Origin of the sequence: Pseudomonas sp. PvP009 (assembly GCF_017832995.1) — a bacterium.
Lineage (GTDB): Bacteria > Pseudomonadota > Gammaproteobacteria > Pseudomonadales > Pseudomonadaceae > Aquipseudomonas > Aquipseudomonas syringae.
The window spans coordinates 5,474,309-5,495,126 of the sequence record NZ_JAFIBG010000001.1 but is presented as its reverse complement, the minus strand read 5'-3'; the positions used below and the strand labels follow the sequence as shown (position 1 = coordinate 5,495,126).

General features: G+C 60.4%; 20 protein-coding genes. 10 read left to right on the top strand and 10 right to left on the bottom strand.

Annotated elements, in window-relative coordinates; all coding sequences use genetic code 11:
* Window positions 1-39 precede the first annotated feature (39 nt).
* A complete protein-coding gene (locus JOE29_RS23665) occupies window positions 40-1,353 on the top strand; it encodes an FAD-binding oxidoreductase (protein WP_103362757.1) in 1,314 nt (437 codons plus the stop codon).
* Window positions 1,354-1,357: 4 nt separating this feature from the next.
* Here the strand turns inward: JOE29_RS23665 and JOE29_RS23660 are convergent, their stop codons facing one another.
* Entirely contained in the window at window positions 1,358-1,609 is a 252-nt protein-coding gene (locus tag JOE29_RS23660; protein ID WP_010413380.1) for a DUF1127 domain-containing protein, read from the bottom strand.
* A 174-nt stretch (window positions 1,610-1,783) separates the two neighbouring features.
* Between JOE29_RS23660 and JOE29_RS23655 the strand changes: the two genes are divergently transcribed.
* Both JOE29_RS23655 and JOE29_RS23650 read left to right on the top strand, forming a co-directional pair.
* On the top strand, window positions 1,784-3,205 hold the full coding sequence (locus JOE29_RS23655) for a PLP-dependent aminotransferase family protein (protein ID WP_003414024.1): 1,422 nt from the start codon (window positions 1,784-1,786) through the stop codon (window positions 3,203-3,205).
* A 72-nt stretch (window positions 3,206-3,277) separates the two neighbouring features.
* Window positions 3,278-4,858 carry a phospholipase D family protein gene (locus JOE29_RS23650; RefSeq protein ID WP_210079919.1) on the top strand — a complete coding sequence of 527 codons (1,581 nt, stop codon included), beginning with the start codon at window positions 3,278-3,280 and terminating at the stop codon, window positions 4,856-4,858.
* Here the strand turns inward: JOE29_RS23650 and JOE29_RS23645 are convergent.
* Window positions 4,855-6,003 (bottom strand): MFS transporter, encoded by a 1,149-nt coding sequence (locus JOE29_RS23645; RefSeq protein ID WP_210079918.1) that lies wholly within the window; start codon window positions 6,001-6,003, stop codon window positions 4,855-4,857. The two genes, JOE29_RS23650 and JOE29_RS23645, sit on opposite strands and share 4 nt — an antisense overlap.
* Before the next feature lie 128 nt (window positions 6,004-6,131).
* Window positions 6,132-7,625, bottom strand: coding sequence for an aldehyde dehydrogenase (locus JOE29_RS23640; RefSeq protein ID WP_210079917.1), 1,494 nt, complete (start codon window positions 7,623-7,625; stop codon window positions 6,132-6,134).
* 239 nt (window positions 7,626-7,864) lie between these two features.
* Between JOE29_RS23640 and JOE29_RS23635 the strand changes: the two genes are divergently transcribed.
* On the top strand, window positions 7,865-8,233 hold the full coding sequence (locus JOE29_RS23635; RefSeq protein WP_003403970.1) for a cupin domain-containing protein: 369 nt from the start codon (window positions 7,865-7,867) through the stop codon (window positions 8,231-8,233).
* An 81-nt stretch (window positions 8,234-8,314) separates the two neighbouring features.
* On the opposite strand, the gene rpmG is transcribed toward JOE29_RS23635, so the two are convergent.
* Window positions 8,315-8,470: a 50S ribosomal protein L33 gene (gene rpmG, locus JOE29_RS23630; RefSeq protein WP_002551515.1), complete on the bottom strand. Its 156-nt coding sequence runs from the start codon at window positions 8,468-8,470 to the stop codon at window positions 8,315-8,317.
* Window positions 8,471-8,481: 11 nt separating this feature from the next.
* Window positions 8,482-8,715 carry a 50S ribosomal protein L28 gene (rpmB, locus tag JOE29_RS23625; protein WP_002551514.1) on the bottom strand — a complete coding sequence of 78 codons (234 nt, stop codon included), beginning with the start codon at window positions 8,713-8,715 and terminating at the stop codon, window positions 8,482-8,484.
* A 364-nt stretch (window positions 8,716-9,079) separates the two neighbouring features.
* Between rpmB and JOE29_RS23620 the strand changes: the two genes are divergently transcribed.
* Window positions 9,080-10,666 carry an ABC transporter substrate-binding protein gene (locus JOE29_RS23620; RefSeq protein WP_210079916.1) on the top strand — a complete coding sequence of 529 codons (1,587 nt, stop codon included), beginning with the start codon at window positions 9,080-9,082 and terminating at the stop codon, window positions 10,664-10,666.
* An 88-nt stretch (window positions 10,667-10,754) separates the two neighbouring features.
* On the opposite strand, the gene radC is transcribed toward JOE29_RS23620, so the two are convergent.
* Window positions 10,755-11,429 carry a DNA repair protein RadC gene (radC, locus tag JOE29_RS23615; protein ID WP_003392593.1) on the bottom strand — a complete coding sequence of 225 codons (675 nt, stop codon included), beginning with the start codon at window positions 11,427-11,429 and terminating at the stop codon, window positions 10,755-10,757.
* Between the two features lie 135 nt (window positions 11,430-11,564).
* On the opposite strand from radC, the gene coaBC reads away from it, so the two are divergent.
* The 4 genes from coaBC to argB are packed head-to-tail and all read left to right on the top strand — an operon-like array spanning window position 11,565 to window position 16,806.
* Entirely contained in the window at window positions 11,565-12,773 is a 1,209-nt protein-coding gene (coaBC, locus tag JOE29_RS23610; protein ID WP_024959761.1) for a bifunctional phosphopantothenoylcysteine decarboxylase/phosphopantothenate--cysteine ligase CoaBC, read from the top strand.
* Between the two features lie 6 nt (window positions 12,774-12,779).
* Window positions 12,780-13,235 carry a dUTP diphosphatase gene (gene dut / locus JOE29_RS23605; RefSeq protein WP_003313999.1) on the top strand — a complete coding sequence of 152 codons (456 nt, stop codon included), beginning with the start codon at window positions 12,780-12,782 and terminating at the stop codon, window positions 13,233-13,235.
* Window positions 13,236-13,286: 51 nt separating this feature from the next.
* The gene (locus tag JOE29_RS25680) at window positions 13,287-15,872 is read left to right on the top strand and encodes a phosphomannomutase/phosphoglucomutase (protein ID WP_044312698.1); all 2,586 of its coding nucleotides are present in this window, start codon (window positions 13,287-13,289) and stop codon (window positions 15,870-15,872) included.
* A 28-nt stretch (window positions 15,873-15,900) separates the two neighbouring features.
* Window positions 15,901-16,806: an acetylglutamate kinase gene (gene argB, locus JOE29_RS23595; RefSeq protein WP_003344438.1), complete on the top strand. Its 906-nt coding sequence runs from the start codon at window positions 15,901-15,903 to the stop codon at window positions 16,804-16,806.
* A 525-nt stretch (window positions 16,807-17,331) separates the two neighbouring features.
* Here the strand turns inward: argB and JOE29_RS23590 are convergent.
* Both JOE29_RS23590 and pyrE read right to left on the bottom strand, forming a co-directional pair.
* The gene (locus tag JOE29_RS23590; RefSeq protein ID WP_210080035.1) at window positions 17,332-17,964 is read right to left on the bottom strand and encodes a DUF4124 domain-containing protein; all 633 of its coding nucleotides are present in this window, start codon (window positions 17,962-17,964) and stop codon (window positions 17,332-17,334) included.
* A 10-nt stretch (window positions 17,965-17,974) separates the two neighbouring features.
* A complete protein-coding gene (pyrE, locus tag JOE29_RS23585) occupies window positions 17,975-18,616 on the bottom strand; it encodes an orotate phosphoribosyltransferase (RefSeq protein ID WP_003313993.1) in 642 nt (213 codons plus the stop codon).
* A gap of 82 nt (window positions 18,617-18,698) precedes the next feature.
* On the opposite strand from pyrE, the gene JOE29_RS23580 reads away from it, so the two are divergent.
* Window positions 18,699-19,478 (top strand): exodeoxyribonuclease III, encoded by a 780-nt coding sequence (locus tag JOE29_RS23580; protein WP_002551505.1) that lies wholly within the window; start codon window positions 18,699-18,701, stop codon window positions 19,476-19,478.
* 69 nt (window positions 19,479-19,547) lie between these two features.
* Here the strand turns inward: JOE29_RS23580 and JOE29_RS23575 are convergent, their stop codons facing one another.
* Both JOE29_RS23575 and rph read right to left on the bottom strand, forming a co-directional pair.
* Window positions 19,548-19,916 (bottom strand): DUF4870 domain-containing protein, encoded by a 369-nt coding sequence (locus tag JOE29_RS23575; RefSeq protein ID WP_003313990.1) that lies wholly within the window; start codon window positions 19,914-19,916, stop codon window positions 19,548-19,550.
* A gap of 20 nt (window positions 19,917-19,936) precedes the next feature.
* Window positions 19,937-20,659: a ribonuclease PH gene (gene rph / locus JOE29_RS23570; RefSeq protein WP_003313989.1), complete on the bottom strand. Its 723-nt coding sequence runs from the start codon at window positions 20,657-20,659 to the stop codon at window positions 19,937-19,939.
* Between the last annotated feature and the right edge of the window lie 159 nt (window positions 20,660-20,818).

Here is a 20,818-nt window from a genome sequence, read left to right as displayed (position 1 = left end):
TCCTCCCGATACGCCATCCGCCGCCAACAGGACACGCTCATGAACGCCCGCGTTCAGCACCCGCCACGTCACGATCAGCACGTTGCCTCCTATTACGCCGCCAGCAGTCATGCGCAAGCGGATCATCCTGCGCTGCAAGGTGAGGTGAAGGTGGATGTGTGCGTGGTAGGCGGTGGATTCTCGGGCCTCAATACCGCCATCGAACTGGCCGAGCGCGGGTTCAGCGTTGCGCTGCTCGAAGCGCGCAAGATCGGTTGGGGGGCCAGCGGACGCAATGGCGGCCAGCTGATTCGCGGCGTCGGTCATGGTGTCGAACAGTTCGCCAATGTCATCGGCAGCGAAGGCGTGCGGCAGCTCAAGCTGCTGGGCATCGAGGCCGTCGAGATCGTGCGTCAGCGCATCGAACGGCATGCTATCGATTGCGACCTGAAGTGGGGTTATTGCGATCTGGCCAACAAACCGCGCGACCTGCACAGCCTTGCCGAAGACGCAGAAGAGTTGCGCAGCCTGGGTTATCGCCATGCACTGCAGTTGCTGCAGCCCGAAGAGATGCACAGCGTGGTGGGCTCCTCGCGCTATGTCGGTGGCCTGATCGACATGGGCTCGGGGCATTTGCATCCGTTGAACCTGGCCTTGGGCGAAGCGGCTGTGGCGCAGTCGCTCGGCGTACGGCTGTTCGAACATTCAGCGGTCACGAAAATCGACTACGGCCCGCAGGTCAGGGTGCACACGGCTGGCGGTTCGGTGCAGGCGCAGACCCTGGTGCTGGGTTGCAACGCCTACCTTAATGACTTGAATCCGGAAATCAGCGGCAAGGTATTGCCTGCCGGCAGCTACATCATCGCCACCGAGCCGTTGAGCGAAGCGCAGGCCCGTGAAGTGTTGCCGCAGGACATGGCGGTCTGTGATCAGCGGGTCACGGTGGATTACTACAGGCTGTCTGCCGATCGCCGCTTGCTGTTCGGCGGTGCCTGCCATTACTCGGGGCGCGACCCTCAGGATATTGCCGCGTACATGCGACCGAAGATGCTCGATGTGTTCCCGCAACTGGCCGCCGTGAAGATTGATTACCAGTGGGGCGGGATGATCGGCATCGGCGCCAATCGCCTGCCGCAGATAGGCCGGCTCAAGCAACACCCCAACGTGTTTTATGCCCAGGCCTATTCGGGCCACGGTCTGAATGCCACGCATCTGGCGGGGCGGCTGCTGGCCGAAGCCATCGCCGGGCAACACAGCGATGGTTTCGAGTTGTTCGCCAAAGTGCCGCACATGACCTTTCCCGGCGGCAAGCACTTGCGCTCGCCTCTGCTGGCATTGGGCATGCTCTGGCACCGCCTCAAAGAGCTGCGCTAAAGGCTCAGGGCCTCCAGAACGGCTTCATGGCCTCGACCCGCGCCTGGCGGAAATCCAGGCCGATGTCGCGCAACTGATCGTCGGTCAGTGTCAGCAAGCTGCGGCGCGACGCCCAGCGATGGCGATACAGCGCCCAGCGACCCATGCCTGCCAACAGATCGGCCTTGTTCGAGCGGACGGTTCTGATCGTCGCGGGCCGATACTCATTCAATTCATGGCTGTGAAGCGCAAGGCGCACATCGCTGAACCCGTTCATGTCCTGTTCCCTCATCCTGGGTGACTGTGGGTCCATGATGAAGCGAACGGCAAAACCGATACAGATTCAAAAGTATTTTATATCTTCCATACAGATGATCAAAAAACGCCACTGAATGCTATATTTCCGGCCAATCTGTATTGCTTTACCGCAGCCACTTCCTGAGAGTACGCCATGACGCTCTACGTCAACCTCGCCGAACTGCTCGGCTCGCGCATCGAAAACGGCTTCTACCGCCCCGGCGACCGCCTGCCCTCGGTCCGCGCGTTGAGCGTCGAACATGGTGTCAGCCTGAGTACCGTGCAGCAGGCGTATCGGGTACTGGAAGACAATGGGCTGGCCGCGCCGAAACCCAAATCCGGCTATTTCGTCTCGGTCAGCCGAAAAGCCCCTGCACTGCCAGCGGTCGGCAGGCCTGTGCAGCGGCCTGTGGATATCTCTCAATGGGATCAGGTGCTGGACCTGATTCGCGTGGCCCCTCTTGAAGCCGTCACGCAACTGGGGCGCGGCATGCCGGATGTCACCAGCCCGACCCTGAAGCCGCTGATGCGCGCGCTGAGTCAGTTGAGTCGCCATCAGGACATGCCGGGCCTGTATTACGACAACATCTATGGCGTGCGCAGGCTGCGCGAGCAGATTGCCAGGCTGATGCTCGACTCGGGCTGCAACCTGACCGCCAATGACCTGATCGTCACCAATGGCTGTCATGAAGCCCTGTCAGCCAGTGTCCGGGCCATCTGCTCGCCGGGGGACATCGTGGCGGTGGACTCGCCAAGCTTCTTCGGCGCCATGCAGACGCTAAAGGGCGTGGGCATGAAAGCCATGGAAATCCCTACCGACCCGTTGACCGGCATCAGCCTCGAAGCGCTGGAACTGGCGCTGGAGCAATGGCCGATCAAGGTCATTCAGCTGACGCCCAACTGCAACAACCCGCTGGGTTATGTCATGCCCGAAGCACGCAAGCGGGCACTGCTGACCCTGGCGCAGCGCTTCGACGTGGCGATCATCGAGGATGATGTGTATGGCGACCTGGCCTATAACTACCCTCGCCCGCGCACCATCAAATCCTTCGACGAGGACGGTCGCGTCCTGCTGTGCAGCTCGTTCTCCAAGACATTGGCACCGGGGCTGCGGATCGGCTGGGTAGCGCCGGGCCGTTATCTGGAGCAGGTGCTGCACATGAAATACATCGGCACCGGCTCGACCGCCCCGCAGCCACAATTGGCCATCGCCGATTTCATCGAAGGCGGCCATTACGAGCCTCACGTACGACGCATGCGTAGCCAATACCAGCGCAGCCGAGATCAGATGATCGACTGGGTGATGCGCTACTTTCCCGAGGGCACCCGCGCCAGCCGGCCACAAGGCGGCTTCATGCTGTGGGTGGAACTGGCCGAAGGTTTCGACACCCTGCGCCTGAACCGCGCCTTGCTGGGCAAGGGTGTGCAGATCGCGGTGGGGAGTATCTTTTCGGCATCGGGCAAGTACCGTAACTGCATGCGCATGAACTTCGCGGCCAAACCCAACCGCGAAATCGAGAATGCTGTGCGTATCGTGGGCGAGACAATTGCCCTACTGAATGCGCAAACTGACTGATGCGGGCAAATCTTTCCCGGTTTTGTGGGTCATATCGCCAAGTCGAGCCATGTCCAGACGCGGAAGATCAATTTGAATAACTCATGGGCCTTGCCCTTTTGCTTGCTGGTTGCGTTGTGCGTCAGCGGTTGTGCGCATCAACAGGTCACCAGTGAGCCAAGCCAGGCCATGCCGTCTTCAGGCTCCGCGTTCGGCCGCTCGATCCAGGCCATGGCCGTGCCGCACGAGGGACGTTCGGGCTTTCGTCTGCTGCCTGACAGCAGTGACGCTTTCAAGGCTCGCGCCGAACTGATCCGCAACGCCAAAAGCAGCCTTGATCTGCAGTATTACATCGTCCATGACGGCCTGAGCACGCGCGCCCTGATCGATGAGCTGCTCAAGGCGGCAGACCGTGGCGTTCGTGTGCGCATCCTGCTGGACGACACCACCAGCGACGGCCTGGATCAGGCCATCGCCACCCTCGCCGCTCACCCGAACATTCAGATTCGCCTGTTCAATCCGCAAAACCTGGGGCGCGAGACCGGCATCACCCGCAGCCTCGGGCGCCTGATGAACCTGTCGCGCCAGCACCGGCGCATGCACAACAAGCTATGGCTGGCCGACAGCAGTGTGGCCATCGTCGGCGGGCGCAACCTGGGCGATGAATACTTCGATGCCGAGCCGAACCTGAACTTCACCGATATCGACATGCTCAGCGTGGGGCCGGTGGCCGAGCAGCTCGGCCACAGCTTCGACCAGTACTGGAACAGCACGCTCAGCAAGCCTATCGGTGAATTCATCTATTTCCTGCCCGACGGCGAGGATCTGGCCGAGGCCCGGCGCAAGCTGGATGATTCTCTGGAGCAGGCGCATCAGCAGCACAAGGCGCTGTACGAGCGACTGATGGCCTATAAGACCCAGCCGCGCATGAAAACCTGGCTTAACGAGCTGGTCTGGGCATACAACCAGGCGCTGTGGGACGCACCGACCAAGGTACTGGCGCAGGGCGAGCCTGACCCGCACCTGCTGCTGACCACGCAACTGGCGCCTGAACTGCTGAACACTCACAAGGAACTGATGCTGATCTCGGCCTACTTTGTACCCGGCCAGGAAGGCTTGCTGTACTTGACCGGCCGGGCCGATGCCGGCGTCAATGTCAGCCTGCTGACCAACTCTCTGGAAGCCACCGACGTGCCTGCCGTGCATGGCGGCTATGCGCCGTACCGCAAGGCACTGCTGGAGCATGGCGTGAAGCTGTTCGAGCTGCGCCGGCAGCCTGGCGATACCGAGACGATGCGCGGCAGCGGTCCGCATCTGTTCAAGAAAAGCCATTCTCTGGTCAGTTCCGAATCAAGCCTGCACAGCAAGGCGATGATCTTCGATCGACAGAAAGTCTTTGTCGGCTCATTCAACTTCGACCCGCGCTCTGTGCTGTGGAATACCGAAGTGGGCGTATTGGTCGACAGCCCGCAGCTGGCCGAACAACTGCGCGAACTGACCTTGCAGGGCATGGCCCCGTCGCTCACCTACGAAGCGCGGCTGGAGGACGGCAAAGTGGTGTGGGTAACCGAAGACAACGGCCAGCTCCACACCCTGCATACCGAACCGGGCGACTGGTGGCGACGTTTCAACGCATGGATGAGCCGCGCCATCGGCCTGGAAAGAATGCTTTAGGCGGGCGCAGCCTGCGCATCCCCGAACGCCCCGCGTCGCCGGATCAGTATCAACAGGCCCAAGGCACCTGCAGCCATCATCAGCGGCAAGGCCTCACCGCTGACCCACTGGGTGCCCGCGCCGGCTATCAACGGGCCGAGCAGACAGCCGATGCCCCACAGTTGCGCAACATGCGCGTTGGCGCGGACCAGCGAGTCATCGCGATAGCGTTCGCCGATCAGAATCAGCGAGAGGGTAAACAGCCCGCCGGCACTGGCACCGAACACGGTCCAAAGCGGCCAGATCAGAACAGTGTCGATCAGCAATGGCACCAGCAGGCTGGACGCCAGCAGCAAGGCGGCGCAGCCGGTGAACATCGCGCGACGTGAAATGCGGTCGGCGAGCATGCCGATCGGCAGTTGCAGCAGTGCGTCACCGACCACCACCACGCTGACCATGATCAGGGCGATTTCCGGGGTGAAGCCGTGGCGTATGCAGTACAGCGGCAACAGGGTGAGGATCAGCGCTTCGAACGCAGCGAACAGGGCGACCGCCCAGGCTATGGCAGGCATGCCGCGACAGAAGCCGGACAGATCGGCAAACGTCACGTTGCAGGATTCGGTCGATGGCGCACCGGTACGCCCCAGCAGCAGAAACGGTGAGCCGACCAGCAGCGCTACGCCAATCCAGAAACCATAGTCGGCCTGGGTGCCGATCACGCCCAGCAGCAACGGACCTGCCAGTTGGCTCAATGCGTAGGTGCTGCCATACAGCGCCACCAGACGCCCGCGAAGGCGCTCGATGACCAACTGATTGATCCAGCTTTCACCCAGCACGAAGACGATGGTCAGAATCACCCCAAGCGTCAGGCGCAAGACCAGCCAGATCCAGTAATACGGCAGCAGCGCCAGCGCGCCGACCGAAACCGCCCCGGCCCATAAGCACAGGCGCATGAGATTGGCCGTGCCGAAGCGCGCCGCCAGACGACTGGCCAGCGCCGCGCCGAGCAGCACGCCCACCGCAGGCATCGCCGCCATGATGCCAATGGCAAACGAGCCATAGCCCCAGCCTGCCAGCCGCAATGAAACCAGCGGCATGCTGACGCCCATTGCCAGACCGACACCCAGTACGGACGCCAGCACAGCAAAATAAGTACCCCAACGCATTTCCACGCTCCTGCCCGGCGCGGCGCTACGCGCTCATCGCCTTGTACAAATCCCGTGTGGAGCGATGATCTTGAGACCCCATCGTGCCAATGCTCCGAGGGCAGAGCCTGGGAGCAACACGCAAATGACTACAGCTTGATCCAGGTCGACTTCAGCTCGGTGTATTTGTCGAACGCATGCAGCGACTTGTCACGACCGTTGCCCGACTGTTTGAAGCCGCCGAACGGTGCGGTCATGTCGCCGCCATCGTACTGGTTGACCCATACGCTGCCTGCGCGCAAAGCCTTGGCGGTCAGGTGCGCCTTGGAGATGTTCGCGGTCCATACGGCAGCCGCCAGGCCATACTGCGTGTCGTTGGCGATCTGGATCGCCTCTTCGGCAGTATCGAACGTCAGCACCGAAAGCACCGGGCCGAAGATTTCTTCCTGAGCGATTTTCATCGCGTTGTTCACACCATCGAAAATGGTCGGCTCGACATAGGTGCCGCCGGTTTCCTGCAGGATGCGCTTGCCGCCCGCAACCAGCTTGGCGCCATCGGTGTGGCCTGCTTCGATATAGGACAAAACAGTGTTCATCTGTTGGGTATCAACCAGCGCGCCCACAGTGGTCGCAGGGTCCAGCGGATTGCCGGGCTTCCAGGCACTGAGCGCCTCGATCACCATCGGCAGGAAGCGATCCTTGATGGAGCGCTCGACCAGCAGGCGCGAACCGGCGGTACACACTTCGCCTTGGTTGAAGGCAATCGCGCTGGCGGCTGCGCTGGCGGCGGCCTGCAAATCAGGCGCGTCGGCAAAGACGATATTCGGGCTCTTGCCGCCGGCTTCCAGCCAGACACGCTTCATGTTCGATTCGCCCGCATAGATCATCAGTTGCTTGGCGATCTTGGTCGAGCCGGTGAACACCACAGTGTCCACATCCATATGCAGGGCAAGTGCCTTGCCGACGGTGTGGCCATAGCCAGGCAGTACGTTGAGCACGCCCGCAGGAATACCAGCCTCAATGGCAAGTTGTGCGATACGAACGGCCGTCAGCGGAGATTTTTCCGAGGGCTTGAGGATGACCGAGTTGCCGGTGGACAGCGCAGGACCCAGCTTCCAGCAGGCCATCATCAGCGGAAAATTCCACGGTACGATGGCGGCCACGACACCCACCGGCTCGCGCGTTACCAGGCCCAGTTGGTCATGAGGCGTTGCCGCGACTTCGTCATACAGCTTATCGATGGCCTCGCCGCTCCAGCTCAGGGCTCTGGCGGCACCGGGAATGTCGACACCGAACGAGTCGCCAATCGGCTTGCCCATGTCCAGCGTCTCAAGCAGCGCCAGCTCTTCGGCATTGTGTTTGAGCAGCTCGGCGAAACGGATCATCGTTTCCTTGCGCTTTGCCGGAGCCAGTCGCGACCAGGCACCGGAGTTGAAGGCGCTGCGCGCACTGTCGACCGCGCGTTGTGCGTCAGCGGTGTCGCAGCTGGCAACCTTGGCAAGCATCCGGCCATCGACCGGGCTGATGCAGTCAAACGTCTCGCCGGAGGAGGCTGCGGTGTATTCACCTTGAATGAAGGCACGGCCTTCGATCTTCAAATTCTGGGCGCGTTGCTCCCAGCCAGCACGAGTCAGGGTGGTCATTTGCATGTCCTCCTCTTGTTGAATGTGGGTGTGTCATGGTTGATTAAAGACACAATCTGAAATTTTTCAGGACGGCCGTTACCCTAAACCAGCGGCCCGACAAAACCAATATATTTGACATAAATAGCCGCTACGGTGCTTTTATGTTGATTTTATTAAACAGCTCCGCACGCGCGCCGAGGCACTAACGCACTGCACGCACGTCAAACCTTCAACGCATTCAGGACAAGGGGCCCATCATGAGCATCGAAAGCATCGTCGACTTCAGTGAAGCCAGCACCGCCGCCGAGCACTATCGCCCTGCACCGGAAAAGGTCTTCAAGGGCGATCCGGCACAAACCCTCTACAACCACTACAACAGCCCCTGCGGACAAATGAGCGCGGGCGTCTGGAATGGCGAGCCCGGGCAGTGGCAGGTAAATTATTCAGAGCATGAGTATTGCGAGATTGTGCAGGGTGTTTCAGTCCTGCGCGACGAGCAGGGCCACGCGAAAACCCTGCGCGCAGGCGACCGTTTCGTGATCCCGGCAGGCTTCAAGGGTACCTGGGAGGTGCTGGAAACATGCCGCAAGATTTATGTGGTGTTTGAGGCGGCTGCAGATAAATAAATACCGCCCTGGCAGCGACGCCAGGAGCGCAGGCACAAAAAAACCCGCCAGAGCGGGTTTTTTTGTAGCCGACAGAATCAATTACTTGATTTTGCCTTCTTTGTAGATCACGTGCTTGCGTACAACCGGATCGAATTTTTTGATTTCGATTTTATCCGGGGTAGTACGTTTGTTCTTGTCGGTGGTGTAGAAATGGCCTGTACCAGCGCTCGACACCAAACGGATCAATTCACGCATGATTTTCTCCCTTAAATTTTGCCGTCGCGACGCAGTTCAGCGAGCACAACTTCAATGCCACGCTTGTCGATGATACGCATGCCTTTAGCAGATACGCGCAGACGAACAAAACGCTTCTCGCCTTCAACCCAGAAGCGGTGATGCTGCAGGTTTGGCAGGAAACGACGACGGGTTTTGTTGTTTGCGTGGGAAATGTTATTCCCAGTCACCGGACCCTTACCGGTAACTTGACATACTCTCGACATGCCTCAGCCCTCTAAAACCACATGCCCAACCCGGCATGGGTTGGCCGCTTAATCTCTCAGTCATTTGGCGCCAGGCGCCGCGTTTCTTTAAGGGTCTTACCGGCTACACCTACAGTGAAGGAACCGGGCCCCTAGAAAAGAGCGCTGCTTTATACCAGAAAGCCTTGGGTACAACAACAGGCAAAGCACTTTGACCCGAATGATCACGCCTCGCGCAGCGGTATGCTCAAGCACTGCGGGGGCACAGGCAAATCGACCGCTCGTCGCTCCATGACGATTGTTCTGCGCCAGTACATGGTCTAGGGTTAGTCCCTCACCAGACTGCGCCGGCAGATGGGGCCCTTTCTGAACAGGAAATAACGCCATGCGCCTAGCTGCACTCCCTTTTTTACTCGTTCCACTCCTGCTTCCCGTCGCTGCCCAGGCATCGAACCTTGTGGTCTGCACCGAAGCCAGCCCCGAGGGTTTCGACGTTGTACAGTACAACTCGCTGACCACCACCAACGCATCGGCCGACGTGCTGATGAACCGCCTTGTGGACTTCGATGCCAAGAGCGGCAAGCTGGTGCCGAGCCTGGCAGAAAGCTGGACCGTATCCAAAGACGGCCTGACTTACGACTTCAAGCTGCGCTCCGGAGTGAAATTCCATACCACCGATTATTTCAAGCCAACTCGCGAGCTGAGCGCGGATGACGTGCTGTTCAGCTTCCAGCGCATGCTCGACCCGCAGAACCCATGGCACAAGATCGCCCAGAGCGGCTTCCCGCATGCGCAGTCCATGCAGTTGCCCGCGTTGATCAAGAGCATCGAAGCGCCTGATGCACACACCGTGCGCTTCACGCTCGACCATGCGGACTCGACCTTCCTGGCTACGCTGAGCATGGGTTTCGCCTCGATCTATTCAGCCGAATATACTGCGCAGCTGTTGAAAGCGGGCACACCGGAGAAACTCAACAGCCAGCCGATCGGCACCGGGCCGTTCGTCTTCAAGCGCTTCCAGAAAGATGCCGTGGTGCGCTATGAGGCGTTCGACGACTACTTCGCCGGCAAGTCTGATATCGACACACTGGTGTATGCCATCACCCCGGACGCCAATGTGCGCTTGCAGAAAATCCGTCAGGACGAGTGCCAGATAGCGCTCTCGCCCAAACCTCTGGATATTCAGGCAGCCAGCAAGGACGACTCGCTCAAGGTCGAGAAGACTGAAGCATTCATGACCGCGTTTGTCGCGATCAACAGCCAGCACCCGCCGTTCGACAAGCCGGAAGTTCGCCAGGCCATCAACCTGGCGTTCGACAGGGACAATTACCTGAAGGCCGTGTTCGAAGGCACCGCTGAAAAGGCCAATGGTCCTTATCCGCCTAACACCTGGAGTTACGCCAAGGACCTGCCTGGCTATCAGCACGATGTTGCCAAGGCCAAGGCGCTGCTGGCCAAGGCCGGTGTAAAGGAAGGCTTGAAGACCACCATCTGGACGCGGCCTTCCGGAAGCCTGCTGAACCCGAACCCGAGCCTGGGCGCGCAATTGCTGCAGGCTGACTTGAAACAGATCGGCATCGATGCCGAGATCAAGATCATTGAATGGGGCGAGCTGATTCGCCGCGCCAAGGCTGGCGAGCATGACCTGCTGTTCATGGGCTGGGCGGGCGACAATGGCGACCCGGATAACTTCCTGACCCCGCAGTTCTCGTGTGCGGCCGTTACATCGGGCACCAACTTCGCCCGCTATTGCGACAAGACACTGGACAAGCTGATCGCAGACGGCAAATCAGTCAGTGACCAGACCGAGCGCAGCAAGCTGTATCACCAGGCTCAGCAACAGATTCAACAGCAGGCACTGTGGCTCCCCCTCGCCCACCCGACGGCTGCAGCTCTGGTACGCAAGGACGTCACTGGCTATCAGGTCAGCCCGTTCGGCAGGCAGGATTTCTACAAGGTGCAGGTCAAGTAAGTCGCTAGACTGACCTTGGCTTCTGTGTGTGTGATGTCGTGCCAATGCCTGCATTGGCACGACCCACCTCAAGACCGGGAAGAGCTCGCTACATCAACCCGCGCTCCACCATCGACAGTGGCTCGCCGTCTCCCACGATCACGTGATCAAGCACATGAACATCCACCAGCATCAGTGCTTCCTTGAGGCGCTTGGTCAGGTCGATGTCGGAACGGCTGGGCGTGGTGATACCGGAAGGATGGTTGTGGCATAGGATCAGGCTCGCGGCGTTGTGCGCCATCGCTCGCTTCACCACTTGGCGCGGGTGCACGTAGGACGCATTGATTGTCCCGCGAAACAATATCTCGAAGGTCATGACCCGGTGTTTGTTATCGAGAAACAGACAGCCGAAGACTTCGTGCGGCTCATGCCGCAGCAAGGCCTTGAGATAGCCGCGAACCTGGGTGGGGTTTTCCAGCGCTGACTCACGGCGCAAGGACTCGGCCATGTGCCGACGCGCCATTTCCATGACCGCCTGCAACTGAGCGAACTTGGCGGGCCCGAGCCCCAGTTGCGAGGTGAATACCGACAGATCCGCATCCAGTAACGGTCTGAGCCCGTCAAATTGCTTCAGCAGATGACGCGCGAGGTCTACAGCGCTTTTTCCGGCCACGCCGGTGCGTAAAAAGATAGCCAGCAACTCGGCGTCGGAAAGGCTCGCCGCCCCCAACTCCAACAAGCGTTCCCGGGGGCGTTCAGCCGCGGGCCAACTGCGAATACTCATAGCACCTCCATGTGATTGGGCACCGCTGTTCCGGTGCGGTCGCTGTGCTATCTTAGCCCATCTTTTTTGCACGACGATCTGGCCTGGGGAGGCGTCATGGCCGTCGTGTGTTCACTCGACCAAAAAGGCAGGTCTATGCAGCGGCTGTATCGAAAACGCATCGTTCTTGGCGTCGGCGGCGGCATCGCGGCCTACAAGAGCGCTGAGCTGGTCCGCCGCCTGCGCGATCAGGGCGCTGAAGTGCGTGTGGTCATGACCCGGGGCGGCGCAGAGTTCATCACCCCGCTGACCATGCAGGCCCTGTCCGGGCACCCTGTGCACCTGGACCTTCTCGACCCGGCCGCCGAGGCCGCGATGGGCCATATCGAACTGGCCAAATGGGCCGACCTGATCCTCATCGCACCGGCCACCGCCGACCTCATCGCACGCCTGGCGCAAGGCATCGCCAACGACCTGCTGACCACCATCGTGCTGGCCACCGACGCGACTGTCGCCATCGCCCCGGCGATGAACCAGGCGATGTGGCGTGACGCCTCGGTGCAGGCCAATACCCGTCTGCTCGAAGACCGCGATTTTCGCGTGTTCGGGCCGGCGTCCGGCAGTCAAGCGTGTGGCGATGTCGGCTTCGGGCGCATGCTGGAGGCCGACGACCTGGCCCAGTGCGCGGCCGACTGCTTCCAGCGCCTTACCCTGACCGGCAAGCATGTGCTGATCACCGCAGGCCCGACCCAGGAAAACATCGACCCGGTGCGCTACATCACCAACCACAGCTCGGGAAAAATGGGCTTTGCCCTGGCCGAAGCGGCGGTGGAAGCCGGCGCTCGCGTCACGCTGATCACCGGGCCGGTCAACCTGCCTACGCCTGATCGCGTCTCGCGCATCGACGTGGTCAGCGCCCGCGACATGCTGGCAGCGTGCGAGGCGGCCATCCCCTGCGACCTGTTCATCGCCTCGGCAGCCGTGGCCGACTACCGCCCGGAAGTCGTTGCCCCGCACAAATTGAAGAAAGATCCTTCAAACGGTGACGGCTTGCTGCTGCAGATGGTGCGCAATCCGGATATTCTGGCGACCATCGCAACCCGCCCGGATCGCCCCTTCAGTGTCGGCTTTGCCGCCGAGACCGAACACCTGCTCGACTACGCTGCCCGCAAGCTCAAGGACAAGAACCTCGACCTGATTGTCGCCAACGATGTCGCTAACCCGAGCATCGGCTTCAACAGCGAGGAAAACGCCTGCAGCGTGATTGACCGAGCGTTGCACGCAACGCTTTTCGCCCAGACCAGCAAGGCCAAGATCGCTCGCCAGCTGGTCACTTTTATCGCCGACCGCATGAATCAGGTTTAACTACGAATGCACGCTCTACAAGCCAAGATCCTCGACCCTCGCATTGGCAACGAATTCCCGCTGCCGGCCTACGCTACTGTCGGCTCGGCTGGCCTGGACCTGCGCGCCATGCTCAAAGAGGACACGCTCCTCGAGCCCGGCCAGACCCTGCTGATCCCTACCGGCCTGTCGATTTACATTGGCGATCCGGGCCTTGCCGCGCTGATCCTGCCGCGCTCCGGCCTGGGCCATAAACACGGCATCGTGCTGGGCAATCTGGTGGGCCTGATCGACTCCGATTATCAAGGCGAACTGATGGTCTCCTGCTGGAACCGCGGCCAGACGGCTTTCAACATCGCCGTCGGCGAGCGCATCGCCCAATTGGTACTGGTGCCGGTCGTACAGGCGCATTTCGAGCTGGTTGAAACGTTCGACGAAAGTCAGCGTGGCGCTGGCGGCTTCGGTCATTCCGGCAGCCATTGATCGCCATTCGGCACATAATCCGGGTTCGGGACAAGGCTCAGGGAGAGGTCGGTGAAAGGTAGTCAGCACAGCGCTTCACAGCACGCCGTACCCGCCGATAACTCGCCTCCGGCTGCGAGCCTCAAAGGCCTCGCGCCCGGCCTGGTGCCTGCCGCCATCGGCCTGCTCATTGCTGCGGCACTGGTCTGGACGGCTCTGGCCACCGGCCCCCAGCAACAGGACCAGCTTATTCAGGCCTGGGGCGGCAGTCAGGCGGCAGCGGCGGGTGTAGCGCTGCGTCAGATCAACGCGGACACTCAGTCGGCCGCCTCCGGTGCAGCGCTTGTGCAGGCGCTGCAGAGCAATGATGCCGCTGCCCTGCTGGCCGCTCAGGATCGATTCACCCGCTGGGACGGTCTCGCAGGCGCTCGGCTTTACCCCAAGGGGCTGGCCGACGTGGATACGCAAGGCGCACTGCCCGTCAGCTTCGCCACCCTGGACATGCTCAACAAGGCCGCACAAGGTGAGGCCGTTGCCCCGGAGGCGCGCAAGGTCGGTGAGCGCTGGTTGATCTACAGCGCCGCGCCGGTGCGTGCCGCTGCCAGTCAGCCTGTGGTGGGTACGTTGCTGTTGGCCTTTGATCTGCAGCGTTTGCTCAATGCCTTACCGGCGCTGCCTGCCGATGCCGGGCAAGTGGTGCTCAGCCAGCAGTTCGGCAGCGGACCTGCTCAGGTTTTCCTGCAGCGCGGTCAGGCCGATGAAGGCAAAGCCCAGGCCTTCGATACCGGTTATCCCGGCTGGAAACTCGAATTCACGCCCGGTCCCGGCCTGAAAACCTCTCCGTCCGCGGTGCTTCTGCTGCTGGCACTGATTATCGCTGCAGCAGGCGTGCTGCTTGGCTTGCACCGTAATGAGCGGGCCCTGCAGAAGCGTATTTGCGCCGACGCACGGCAACTGGATCAGTTGCTCCAAGAACTCTCACGCGGAAAAGCCGTCAAACCCTTCGGTTTGAGCCTCCCGGCCCTTAGTGGCCTGGCTCAGGCCCTTGCTCGTGTCTCGCTTCGTAGTCAGCCTCAGGCAGCGCCTGCCCTGGCTGCAGGCGAGCAGCGCGATGCAGATATTGCCAAAGGCAGTGCTTCGTCCACCGTGGCTGCATCACGCACCGACTGGACCGATCCGCTGTTTCAAGATACCGATATCCTTGATATCGACCTTCTCGACGAAAACCAGGACTTCCTGAGATCGGAGCATAACCTCGCTATGAACAGCCCAGCATCCGTGGCACCCAACCTTCCCGAGACTATTTTCCGTGCCTACGACATTCGTGGCGTGGTCGGGGACACCCTCAACGCTGAAACGGCTTACTGGATCGGCCGCGCCATTGGCTCCGAAAGCCTGGCGCAGAACGAACCCAACGTCAGCGTTGGCCGCGATGGTCGCCTTTCCGGTCCTGAACTGGTACAGCAACTGATTCAAGGCCTGCACGATAGCGGCTGCCACGTCAGCGATGTGGGCCTGGTGCCAACGCCTGCGCTGTATTACGCAGCCAACGTGCTGGCCGGCAAAACCGGCGTCATGCTGACCGGCAGCCATAACCCGAAGGACTACAACGGCTTCAAGATCGTCATCGCTGGCGACACCCTCGCCAACGAGCAGATCCAGGCGCTGCACGAGCGCATCAAGACCAACAACCTGACGTCGCAGAAAGGCAGCATCACCCAGGTCGACATCCTTGAGCGCTACTTCCAGCAGATCAAGAATGACATCGTCATGGCGCGCAAGCTGAAGGTCGTGGTCGACTGCGGCAACGGCGCGGCAGGCGTGATCGCTCCGCAACTGATCGAAGCGCTGGGCTGCGAAGTGATTTCCCTGTTCGCGGAAGTCGACGGCAACTTCCCTAACCACCACCCGGATCCGGGCAAGCTGGAAAACCTGCAGGACCTGATCGCCAAGGTCAAGGAAACCGGTGCCGACCTGGGCCTGGCTTTTGACGGTGACGGCGACCGTGTCGGTGTCGTGACCAACGCAGGCAACGTGGTGTACCCGGACCGCCTGTTGATGCTGTTCGCGCTGGACGTGCTCAAGCGCAATCCGGGTGCCGACATCATTTTCGACGTCAAATGCACACGCCGCCTGACTCCGCTGATCAGCGAACATGGCGGTCGTCCGGTGATGTGGAAAACCGGTCACTCGCTGATCAAGAAAGAAATGAAGAAAAGCGGTGCGCTGCTGGCAGGCGAAATGAGCGGCCACATCTTCTTCAAGGAACGCTGGTTCGGTTTCGACGACGGTATCTACAGCGCAGCACGCCTGCTGGAGATCCTCAGCCAGGAGTCGGCCAACGCCGAAGATTTGTTCGAAACCTTCCCGAACGATATTTCGACGCCTGAAATCAACATCAAGGTGACGGATGTCACCAAGTTCAGCATCATCGAGGCCCTTGAGACGGATGCACAGTGGGGCGACGCCAAACTGACCACCATCGACGGTGTCCGTGTGGATTATCCGAAGGGCTGGGGTCTGGTTCGCGCTTCCAATACCACGCCGGTACTGGTGCTACGCTTCGAAGCCGAGACCGAGGCCGAATTGCAGCGTATCAAGGACGTGTTCCACGCAGAATTGAAGAAAGTTGCGCCGGACCTCGACCTGCCATTTTGATTGTTTTTCCTTTTGACTGGAGCCCTGAATGACCCTCGAACGCGATGCCGCCTCTAATGTAGCCAAGGTCCTTTCCGAAGCGCTGCCTTACATTCGCCGCTTTGTCGGCAAGACGCTGGTTATCAAGTACGGCGGCAACGCCATGGAGAGCGAAGAGCTGAAAACCGGCTTTGCGCGCGACATCGTGTTGATGAAAGCAGTGGGCATCAACCCGGTGGTGGTTCACGGCGGCGGCCCGCAGATCGGTGATCTGCTCAAGCGCCTGTCCATCGAAAGCCACTTCATCGACGGCATGCGTGTTACCGATGCGCAAACCATGGATGTCGTGGAGATGGTACTGGGCGGCCAGGTCAACAAGGACATCGTCAACCTGATCAACCGTCATGGCGGCAGCGCGATCGGTCTGACCGGCAAGGACGCTGAGCTGATTCGTGCGAAGAAGCTCACCGTCACGCGCCAGACGCCGGAAATGACCAAGCCAGAAATCATCGACATCGGTCAGGTCGGTGAAGTGGTCGGGGTCAATATCGGGCTGCTCAACATGCTGGTCAAAGGGGATTTCATTCCGGTCATCGCACCTATCGGTGTGGGCCCGGACGGCGAGTCGTACAACATCAACGCCGACCTGGTCGCAGGCAAGGTTGCCGAAGCCCTCAAGGCCGAGAAGCTGATTCTGCTGACCAACATCGCCGGCCTGATGAACAAGCAGGGCGAAGTGCTGACCGGCCTGACCACCGAGCAGGTCGACGGCCTGATCGCCGATGGCACCATCTACGGCGGCATGCTGCCGAAGATTCGTTGCGCGCTGGAAGCGGTTCAGGGCGGGGTCAACAGCTCGCACATCATCGACGGTCGAGTGCCCAACGCGGTCTTGCTGGAGATCTTCACCGACAGCGGTGTAGGTACCCAGATCACCAACCGCAAGCGGCACTGATGCATACGTAACACCCAAAGGCCCCGTGAGCTGACACTCACGGGGCCTTTTTTGTTGGCTGATGCTCGAGAACACTATCGTGTTCATGCTCCGCGCTCAGCGTCATATACAAGTCTGCTCTTGATTCTGGCCGCAGGCTGTGGGAGCGAGCTTGCTCGCGAAGAGGCCGGTAAAGCCCCTGAAAATGGGGCGTCTGGACCATCGTATTCGTGAGCATTGCGGATCGCCGCCCGGTCACTCCCACGCACTTCGGGCAGAAGCCGGAAAGTCACGTTTCACGGGCTCTTCAAGATTTATGTATAACGTTGAGTGCTCCGTGTGGGTATGCCGTTCTGGACGCTCTGCGTCCTGTCCTGAATATGTGGCGCGGCGCAGATTCGTGACGCGGAGCGTCACGACAGGCATTCCCACGCTGGAGCGTGAGGAACGATAGGTGTCTGGCGGCGGCTCCTTTCGCGAACAAGTTCGCTCCTACGGCCTTCGGCCAGAATCAAAAACAGACCCGGGCATGACGATAGTGTCCGGTCATTGAGTCAGCCGCTGGACGCGGGCGCGATCGACGGCGAAGTCTGCTTCGGCCTTTACCCGTGCGGCCTGATACCCGGCGATATCGGCCTGCAGTTTCTGCTGCTGATCGCGCAGGTCGTTCAATTGATCGACAAGTGCTTGTTGAACCGGACGCCCTGCGCGCTCAAGGTCGGCGGCCTGGCCTTGCAGACTGCGCTGCTGCGCCGCCAGCCCCTGAATATTGCCTTGGGCAACGCCAACCAGCGCGTCCAGCTCGGCCAGTTTGCGGGCCTTCATGCGGTCCACTTCAGCGACGCTGCTGTACAGGCTCAGCAGCTGTGCATCGGCGGCGGCCTGACGTTTGTCCGCATCGGACTGGCGAATCTGCTCAGCCGTAGGCGCAGGTGGTACGACCTGAACCACCCGGCCACGGCTGTTGAGTACTTCATAGCCTTTGGCAACGTAGTCGGGCGGCACGCCTTGCGTGTCGATCACTGTCACCCCGCGGCTGTCGACGTAGCGATAAAGCCGTGGCTCAGGTGCGTCGGCCGCTTGGGCGAGCATGGGCGCAAGCATGACGACAGCCAGCAAGGCCCGAAAAACGCTCAGCGCGTCTGAAACCGATCCCAAAGACCTGCCGCCGACCGCCATAGGCACGTCCTCAGATTCCGAATTGCGCGCGATAGGCTTCGACGGCAGGCAGATGCTGCTTGAGCTGCGGATCGTCGGCCAGGAACTCGAGTACCTGATTCAGCGACACGATACTCACCACCGGAATCCCGAAGTCACGCTCGACTTCCTGAATTGCCGACAGCTCGCCATTGCCCCGCTCCTGACGATTGAGCGCGATCAGCACGCCCGCAGCTGTCGCGTTCTGGTCCTTGATGATCTGCATGACCTCACGGATCGCAGTGCCCGCAGTGATCACGTCGTCGATAATCAGCACATTACCCGCCAGCGGGGAGCCCACCAGACTGCCGCCCTCGCCGTGCGCCTTGGCTTCCTTGCGGTTGAAACACCACGGCAGATCACGGTCATGATGCTCGGCCAACGCCACAGCAGTGGCCGACGCGAGCGGAATGCCCTTGTAGGCCGGACCGAACAGAACGTCGAAGGCAATACCGCTTTCAACCACGGCTGCTGCGTAGAAACGCCCCAGTTGTGCCAGTGCGGAACCGGTGTTGAACAGCCCGGCATTGAAGAAGTACGGGCTGGTGCGCCCGGACTTTAGAGTGAACTCACCGAAGCGCAGAACACCGCGATCGATGGCAAAACGAATGAAATCGCGTTGATACGCTTGCATGAAAAAAGCTCCGAATACCACGGATTTAGCTAATTAGGTAGAGCTCGGGTATCATACACGCACGTGATTTTTGGGGCCATTTATGCGGATCATCAGTGTGAACGTAAATGGCATTCAGGCTGCGGTCGAGCGTGGTTTGCTCAGCTGGCTGCAAGCTCAGAATGCCGACGTCATCTGCTTACAGGACACCCGCGCCTCCACCTTTGAACTGGACGATCCAGCCTTTCAGCTGGATGGTTACTTCCTCTATGCCTGCGAAGCCGAGGTTCCCGCTCAGGGTGGTGTGGCGCTGTATTCGCGGTTGCAGCCGAAGGCGGTAATCAGCGGCCTCGGCTTCGAGACAGCCGACCGCTACGGGCGCTACCTGCAAGCAGATTTCGACAAGGTCAGTATCGCTACCCTGCTCTTTCCGTCGGGGATGAATGGCGATGAAGACCTGAATCAGAAATTCAAGCTCATGGACGATTTCGGCAAGTACATGGACAAGCAGCGCCGCAAGCGTCGCGAATACATCTACTGCGGATCGCTCTATGTGGCGCAGCAGAAGCTCGATATCAAAAACTGGCGCGACAGCCAGCAGTCACCCGGCTTCCTCGCGCCCGAGCGCGCCTGGATGGACGAGATCGTCGGCACCATGGGCTACGTCGATGCCCTGCGTGAAGTCAGCCGTGAAGGTGACCAGTACAGCTGGTGGCCGGACAACGAGCAGGCCGAGATGCTGAATCTGGGTTGGCGCTTCGATTATCAGATCCTGACCCCAGGCCTGCGCCGCTTCGTGCGCAGCGCCCGTCTGCCACGCCAGCCGCGCTTCTCGCAGCATGCGCCGTTGATCGTGGATTACGACTGGACCCTGACTATCTGATAGCCAGGCAAGGCAGCGAACACGAAAAAGCCGACTTGAAGTCGGCTTTTTGCGTTGCCTGAAGTGATGCTACTTGATCAGGCGCAAGGTGAACGGATAGCGATAATCGACGCCGTCATTGGCTTTTATCCCGGCAATGATCGCCAGCACTGCGGCACCGATCCCCACCAGCGTCAGTAACGCAAAGCCGATGATGAGCAGCACCAGCAGCATGCTGACGGTGGCCGCAATGGCGACCGTGATCTGAAAATTCAGCGCTTCCTTGCCTTGCGCGTCGATAAACGGATCGGAATCTTTCTTCAACTGCCAGATAATCAGCGGGCCCAGCAGATTGCCGAACGGAAACATGAGTCCGGCAAACGCCGACAAGTGACAGAACATCGCCCACTGGCGAGCGCTTTGCGGCGGTTTGCTGAACGGTTGCAAGCTGTCACTCATTATCGGACCCCTTCTGGGTATCAGTCGGCCAACGCGGCGCGCTGCAATTCAAACAACTCGGTCATGCCCTTCTGCGCCAGCGCGAGCATCGCGTTCAGCTCTTCAGGCTGGAATGGCGCGCCTTCGGCAGTGCCCTGAACTTCAATGAAACCGCCTGCACTGGTCATGACCACGTTCAGGTCGGTTTCGGCAGCCGAGTCTTCGAGGTAGTCCAGGTCGAGCACCGGCTCACCCTGATACATGCCGACCGAAACGGCCGCGATCATCTGCTTGAGCGGGTCGCCGCCTTTCAGGCCGCCGCGCTTCTTGATCACCTTCAGCGCATCTGCCAGAGCAACCATCGCACCGGTAATAGAAGCCGTACGAGTGCCACCGTCAGCCTGAATAACATCGCAGTCGACGTACAAGGTGACGTCGCCCAGCTTGGACATGTCCAGCGCAGCGCGCAGCGAACGACCGATCAGGCGCTGGATTTCGAGTGTACGACCACCCTGCTTGCCGCGGCTGGCTTCGCGCTGATTACGCTCGCCGGTAGCGCGTGGCAGCATGCCGTATTCGGCGGTCAGCCAACCCTGGCCCTGCCCTTTGAGAAAGCGTGGCACGCCGTTTTCGACGCTGACGGTGCAAATCACCTTGGTATCACCAAACTCGACCAGTACAGAACCCTCGGCGTGTTTGGTGTAGTTGCGGGTGATGCGGATCGAGCGGAGCTGATCGGCGGCGCGACCACTTGGACGTTTCATCTGGGATACCTGTACTGAGACGGAAAACTGCTGGGCATTATAGAGGCCACAGCTGCCGCTGGGCATCTCTAAAAGCCGCCAATGCCGATCCGGCGCAAACAGAAGGCCCTGAATCAAGGCTTTCGACGCGCAGATGTCGGTCAAAACAACGCCTTGCGT

Bases quoted from the DNA above. Each gene is read 5' to 3' on its own strand.
- dut (WP_003313999.1), top strand. From the start codon at position 12,780: ATGCACGCTCTACAAGCCAAGATCCTCGACCCTCGCATTGGCAACGAA.
- JOE29_RS23590 (WP_210080035.1), bottom strand. From the start codon at position 17,964: ATGGCGGTCGGCGGCAGGTCTTTGGGATCGGTTTCAGACGCGCTGAGC.
- argB (WP_003344438.1), top strand. From the start codon at position 15,901: ATGACCCTCGAACGCGATGCCGCCTCTAATGTAGCCAAGGTCCTTTCC.
- rph (WP_003313989.1), bottom strand. From the start codon at position 20,659: ATGAAACGTCCAAGTGGTCGCGCCGCCGATCAGCTCCGCTCGATCCGC.
- JOE29_RS23655 (WP_003414024.1), top strand. From the start codon at position 1,784: ATGACGCTCTACGTCAACCTCGCCGAACTGCTCGGCTCGCGCATCGAA.
- JOE29_RS23660 (WP_010413380.1), bottom strand. From the start codon at position 1,609: ATGAACGGGTTCAGCGATGTGCGCCTTGCGCTTCACAGCCATGAATTG.
- JOE29_RS23635 (WP_003403970.1), top strand. From the start codon at position 7,865: ATGAGCATCGAAAGCATCGTCGACTTCAGTGAAGCCAGCACCGCCGCC.
- JOE29_RS23620 (WP_210079916.1), top strand. From the start codon at position 9,080: ATGCGCCTAGCTGCACTCCCTTTTTTACTCGTTCCACTCCTGCTTCCC.
- pyrE (WP_003313993.1), bottom strand. From the start codon at position 18,616: ATGCAAGCGTATCAACGCGATTTCATTCGTTTTGCCATCGATCGCGGT.
- radC (WP_003392593.1), bottom strand. From the start codon at position 11,429: ATGAGTATTCGCAGTTGGCCCGCGGCTGAACGCCCCCGGGAACGCTTG.
- JOE29_RS23645 (WP_210079918.1), bottom strand. From the start codon at position 6,003: ATGCGTTGGGGTACTTATTTTGCTGTGCTGGCGTCCGTACTGGGTGTC.
- JOE29_RS23640 (WP_210079917.1), bottom strand. From the start codon at position 7,625: ATGACCACCCTGACTCGTGCTGGCTGGGAGCAACGCGCCCAGAATTTG.
- coaBC (WP_024959761.1), top strand. From the start codon at position 11,565: ATGCAGCGGCTGTATCGAAAACGCATCGTTCTTGGCGTCGGCGGCGGC.
- JOE29_RS23665 (WP_103362757.1), top strand. From the start codon at position 40: ATGAACGCCCGCGTTCAGCACCCGCCACGTCACGATCAGCACGTTGCC.
- JOE29_RS23575 (WP_003313990.1), bottom strand. From the start codon at position 19,916: ATGAGTGACAGCTTGCAACCGTTCAGCAAACCGCCGCAAAGCGCTCGC.
- JOE29_RS23580 (WP_002551505.1), top strand. From the start codon at position 18,699: ATGCGGATCATCAGTGTGAACGTAAATGGCATTCAGGCTGCGGTCGAG.
- rpmG (WP_002551515.1), bottom strand. From the start codon at position 8,470: ATGCGTGAATTGATCCGTTTGGTGTCGAGCGCTGGTACAGGCCATTTC.
- rpmB (WP_002551514.1), bottom strand. From the start codon at position 8,715: ATGTCGAGAGTATGTCAAGTTACCGGTAAGGGTCCGGTGACTGGGAAT.